General features: G+C 59.9%; 3 protein-coding genes and 1 pseudogene. 3 read left to right on the forward strand and 1 reads right to left on the reverse strand.

The features are described 5' to 3' along the window. The 3 genes from D3872_RS23385 to D3872_RS23400 all read left to right on the forward strand — a co-directional run. Positions 1 to 418, forward strand: a 418-nt coding sequence (locus tag D3872_RS23385) for a DUF885 domain-containing protein (protein ID WP_119813023.1), incomplete at its 5' end; no start/stop codon positions are given. Positions 419 to 986: 568 nt separating this feature from the next. Beyond that, a complete protein-coding gene (gene lhpH / locus D3872_RS23395) occupies positions 987 to 1,997 on the forward strand; it encodes a trans-3-hydroxy-L-proline dehydratase (protein WP_119813025.1) in 1,011 nt (336 codons plus the stop codon). Between the two features lie 9 nt (positions 1,998 to 2,006). Next, the gene (locus D3872_RS23400; protein WP_119813026.1) at positions 2,007 to 2,936 is read left to right on the forward strand and encodes a delta(1)-pyrroline-2-carboxylate reductase family protein; all 930 of its coding nucleotides are present in this window, start codon (positions 2,007 to 2,009) and stop codon (positions 2,934 to 2,936) included. A gap of 857 nt (positions 2,937 to 3,793) precedes the next feature. On the opposite strand, the pseudogene D3872_RS23410 reads toward D3872_RS23400, so the two are convergent. Further along, positions 3,794 to 4,352 (reverse strand): annotated as a pseudogene (locus D3872_RS23410) (IS3 family transposase); the annotation flags it as partial.

The raw sequence follows: 4,352 nt of genomic DNA on the forward strand, positions 1-4,352 counted from the left end.
TAGCGAGATGGGGATCTACGAAACGCCGTATGAAGTCTTCGGCATGCTGAGCTACCAGGCCTGGCGCGCGGCGCGGCTGGTGGTCGACACCGGCATCCATTCCAAGAACTGGACGCGTGCGCAGGCTCAGGCCTACCTGCACGAGAACACGGCACTGTCGGCGCACGAGATCGAAACCGAGGTTGACCGCTACATCGCTTGGCCGGGGCAGGCGCTGTCCTACTACCTGGGCGAGATGGCGATCATCGCAGCGCGCCACAAGGCGGAAGCGGCACTGGGGCCCAAGTTCAGCATCCGCGCCTTCCACGACACCGTGCTGCAGCTGGGATCGGTGCCGCTGCCGGTGCTGGAAGCGCGCATCGACAGCTTCATCGCGGACGGTGGGCGGCCCCCTTATCCCGCCACCGAGCTGCCATGACCTTTGTGTCCCTGATTGGTCCAGTCGCACATCGGCTTGGACCAATGCGCGGACCCTGGCGCGGTCCACCGGCTTAGCCGGCAGCGTGGGGCTGCCGGCAAGCCATGCTCGGCCATTGCCTTGCGATCGCCAGCGTTGTATGGACTTGGGGTCATATCGTTATACACAACTCTCTCGAAAGAGCGATGGGGAACCAGGCGTCAAGACAATCTGGCAAGGATTTCAGCGCGTCATGGATGTTGCCATTGCATTACAGTCGCTGCGAGAGGGGCACGGCTGAGTTGAGAATAACGATATGGCCTCAGGTCAGGCGATTAAGCTGGCAGAGCCGCTGAGTTTTTGGACTCGATTCGTCGACGGGCGAAATTATCGACCACTCTCATCCGAATCATGGCGAGAACATGGCCGGGAAAGTCCTACGGGAAACACTGCCCCATCGTCGTGGCGCCGCCGGAATTGTTCGAGCGCATACGCAGCGGGGACTGTCTGCACGTCGCCTCCGCCCGGCTGGAATGAGGCCGGACCAGCCTTCACCGCATTCACTCACCTTAAATAAAGAGGAAACAGCATGCTCAGCTATGTCCGCACGATACAGACCATTGACGCGCATACCGGCGGCGAGCCATTGCGCATCATGGTCTCCGGCATGCCGCCGGTTCCCGGCAACACGATCCTCGACAAACGCGCCTGGCTCAAGGCGAATCGCGACGATTTGCGGCAGTTCCTGATGAACGAGCCGCGCGGGCACGCCGACATGTACGGCGCCTATCTTTTGCCACCGACCACGCCCGATGCCGACTTCGGCGTCATCTTCATACACAACGAAGGCTACAGCGATATGTGTGGCCACGGCATTATCGCGCTCGGCAAGGTCCTGGTGGAGATGGGGTATGTCGAACGCACCGTCCCGACGACGCGGATCGGCTTCGATGCCCCCGCCGGCTTTATCGAAGCGCATGTGGAGTGGGACGGCAAGCGCGCAGGCAAGGTGACGTTCAAGAACGTTCCTTCGTTCATCTACATGCGCGATCTGGAAGTCGACACGCCTTCGTTCGGCAAAATCGTTGGCGATATCGTGTTCGGCGGGGCCTTTTATTACTACGTCAACGCGGGCCAGGCGAAACTGATGATCGCGCCGGAACAGGTCCGCTCGCTGATACAACTGGGCGCCGAAACCAAGGCGGCAGTGAAAGAGAATGTGCGTATCCGCCATCCGCTCGAGCCGGGCCTAAACCAGCTATATGGCACCATCATCGACGGCGCGCCCAACCGCGCGGGTGTCGACCAGTCCAACGTCTGTATCTTTGCCGACCGCGAGGTGGACCGCTCGCCCACCGGCACCGGCACGTCCGGGCGTGCGGCCCAGTTGTTTTTACGCGGCAAACTGGCCATCGGGCAGCCATTAATCAACGGCAGCATAGTGGGAAGCAGTTTCGAGGTCCGCGTCACCGATTCCGTCAAGGTCGGCGACCTCGACGCCGCCCTCACCGAGGTGACCGGCACCGCCCATATCATGGGAACCAATCAATGGGTGCTGGAAGACTCCGATCCATTCCCCACCGGTTTCTTTTTACGTTAAAGGCGTCATATGCACATTTTCAACCCGATTCAAACGGCGGCGGCCCTGCCCTACTCCAAGCTTGTGCCGGCGGTCGCCCAAGCCGCGCGCGAGCTGGCGGGCAAGCAAATCAAGGCTCCCGAGCGGCAGGTGGTCACCATCGACAGCACCAGCGTGTTACTCAGCATGCCGGCGATCGCCAACGACATTAGCGTCACCAAACTGATTACCGTGCATGCCAACAATGCACAGCATCGCCTGCCTGCGATTCAAGGCGAGGTCATCGTCTTTGACACGGCAACGGGCCGGAGACTGGCAATGCTGGACGGTCCGACGGTGACGGCGCGCCGCACCGCGGCGATGACCTTGCTCGGCATCGAGACCTTGGCGCCGAAAAAGCCGTCGTCGGTCTTGATTATTGGCACAGGCGCGCAAGCGGCCGCGCATGCCGACGCGCTTGCCGAGTATTTCGGCGTATCGGAATTCTGGATCGCCGGGCTCGACATGGCTCCCACGCAGACGTTCTGCGATGCGCTGCGGGCCCACCACGCCGACGTCGTGGCCAAGCCGGTTGACGCGGCCTCGCTTCAGACGGCGCATCCCGTAACGGACGTGGTAATTGCATTGACCACGTCGACCACCCCTGTCATCCCCGTCTCGCTCGCGCCGCTCACCTTGGCGATCGGCGTCGGCGCATTCAAGCCCGACATGGCCGAATTCCCAGCCGAACTCCTGCACAGCCGCCGGATCGTCGTCGACGACCTAGAGGGCGCATGGCACGAGGCAGGTGACTTGATCCAGGCCGGCATCGACTGGACGCGCGTGACCGAATTATCCGAAGTCCTTTCCGGCAGCGTTGCCCGACCGGCTGCGGTGCCCGTTTTCAAAACGGTAGGGCAAGCGGCGTGGGACCTGGCCGCGGCACGCGTGGCGGTCGGATCGTATCCGGCGCAAGCATAGCACGGCCTTCATGCAATCGTCGCGCGCGGCCGGCCCCGAGCGCTAAGACTGCATTGCCAGCCCCCGAGTCGCAGGCTACCTGCTGACGCAAGATGAACTCCTGTATCTTGCCCGTCACCGTCACCGTCTAAGCAGCGCCTGGCCGACTACTTGGCGCATATCCTCGAAGCCATCGAGCGTATCGACCGCTATACCGAGGACATGGTCGAGCTGGTGTTCCTGGATAACTTGATGCGGCCTCTCCGCCGAGTTGGCTTGCTGCATTCTAGCCGTAATTCACGCGGTTGCAGGATGGGTAAGTGGATAAACGCAATTGGACCGAAGTATTAGGTAAGCCGGTCAACACCGTCATTTTGACCTGATGTTTAGGTAAAACGGACAAGGTGTCCAGTGTTTTAGGTAACCATTTTTTTACCTAAAACTACACTCGATAGCCGCCTATCCGGGCGGCTATCAAAGGCAAAGCCCGACTAGGAAGAGCACGAACTTTTAGGTAAGCGCGCTAATGCCACCGCTTCTGAAGCAAATTTGCCACTTCCCGCACGAACCAAATCTGCGCGAAACTTCGCCAGCCAGCTGACGGATATGGAGGCGCTAACGCAACGGCCGATATGGTCTAACGACCGCAAAATGCGCGGTATAGTGTCAAGACTTAGTCCAGCTATGCAAAATAATTGACGCAAAGACTTTGTGATCCCCCGCCAGCTCATGCTGCTTCAAGCAAAGCCACGGCTTCGGAGCAAGGAGATTTTCAGGAAATGAGAAAACCTCATTTCCCGGGAAATCGAGGGCGATCCCGTTGTCGTTCAACCTATGCGTCTAATACACCAACCGGTAACTTCAAAGGTCTGTGGTGGTCAAGTAAATTCGGACCCAACGATAGGTTTTTTTGCTGCCATGTTCCGTTCGTAGACGGAGGGCGACAGATTGCCCAGAACTGAGTGCAGGCGTTCGCTGTTGTAGAAGCCGACGATGTAGGCGGCGATATCGATCTTGGCCTCAGCGTGGTTGGTGTAATCTCGCTGCCACACGCGTTCCATTTTGAGGTTCAGGAAGAAGCGTTCGGCGACGGCGTTGTCCCAGCAGTTCCCTTTGCGGCTCATGCTGCAGATGAAGCCGTGGCTGGCCAGTTTCGCCTGGTATTGAGCACTGGCGTACTGGCTGCCGCGGTCTGAATGAACGATCAATCCTTCGCCAGGCCGCCGCTGTTGAACCGCCATGTGCAGAGCATCGCAAACCAGCTTGGCTGGCATGCTCGGTGCCATGGCCCAACCGACCACCTTGCGCGAGAACAGGTCGATCACCACCGCCAGGTATAGCCAGCCGGCTCCGATCCGGACGTAGGTGATGTCGGAGACGTAGGCCTTATTTGGCGCGGCCGGATGAACTGGCGGGCCAGTACGTTGGCGGCGATCG

Source organism: Massilia cavernae, assembly GCF_003590855.1.
Classification (GTDB): Bacteria; Pseudomonadota; Gammaproteobacteria; order Burkholderiales; family Burkholderiaceae_D; genus Telluria_A; species Telluria_A cavernae.

What these genes read in the sequence shown, in the direction of transcription:
- lhpH (WP_119813025.1), top strand. Translation starts at nt 987, where the DNA reads ATGCTCAGCTATGTCCGCACGATACAGACCATTGACGCGCATACCGGC.
- D3872_RS23400 (WP_119813026.1), top strand. Translation starts at nt 2,007, where the DNA reads ATGCACATTTTCAACCCGATTCAAACGGCGGCGGCCCTGCCCTACTCC.